Genomic DNA, 933 nt, shown 5'->3' with positions numbered 1-933 from the left:
CGGCTCTGGAACGGCAATGCCGGGGTGATCACCGGAATCGATGCGGAGACGGGGCGGATCACGGCGCGGCTCGACGGCGTGGGGAAAGAGCCGGGGCGCGAGGTCAGCTGGCGGGCTGCCGAGTTCGCCGGGTTCCGGCACGGCTATGCCGGGACGATCTACAAGGGGCAGGGCAAGACCATCGACCACACCTACCTGCTGCACTCGGCGCATTGGCGGCAGGCCGCGTCCTATGTGGCGCTGACCCGGCAGCGCGAGAGCACGCGGGTGTTCGCGGCCACCGAGACGGCGACCGATCTCGGTCAGCTGGCGCGGCAGATGAGCCGGCGTGAGGTGCGGGCGGCCTCGATCGCCTGGGCCACGCGAGAGGAGTTGCCGGCGGCGCTGCGGCCGGCGGTAGCCAGGTCGGAAGCGGGGCCGGCGGAAGCGGTTGCGCCGGAGAGCCTGGCGAAGACGATCAAGCCGGTCGCGCGAACCAATGAGCGCAGGACGGAGACGGCTGTTCCGGGACCGCTGGACGCGGCGGCCAAGTCGCGCGCGGGCGCAGATCCGGAGACGCAGGGGCCGACGTCCCGATCGGAGCCGGCCGACGAGGCCCCATCCGCGTCGCGCTGGCTGATCCCGCCGCGGATCACGGACGACCGGATCGATGCGGGCGTGCGGACCGCGGCGGTGGCGGCAGACCCGGCGGTGGGGCAGGAGCGCGCGGCGCTCGAGGCCTATCTCCGCGGCGCTTACCGCGATCCGTACGCGGCCCGGGCGCGGCTCGACGAGTTGGTGGTCACCCACGGGGCGACCTCGGCGGCGCGGCGGATCGAGAGCGACCCGGTGCAACTCGGGCTGCTCCTCGGGCGTACGGGGCTCTTGGCGGGACGTGCGGCGCGGCAAGCGCGAGCGCAGGCCGAGCGGGTGGCGCAGGCCGTAGGGCCGACG

1 protein-coding gene is annotated in these 933 nt (G+C 74.3%); it reads left to right on the top strand.

From position 1 onward, the window contains the following. A partial coding sequence (locus tag Q1A87_RS23535; protein ID WP_299657284.1) for a BID domain-containing protein occupies positions 1 to 933 on the top strand: 933 nt, incomplete at both ends.

It is taken from the genome of uncultured Jannaschia sp. (genome assembly GCF_947494055.1).
GTDB lineage: Bacteria > Pseudomonadota > Alphaproteobacteria > Rhodobacterales > Rhodobacteraceae > Jannaschia.
The sequence above is the reverse complement of the archived record's forward strand: the minus strand, read 5'-3'. Positions and strand labels throughout refer to the sequence as shown.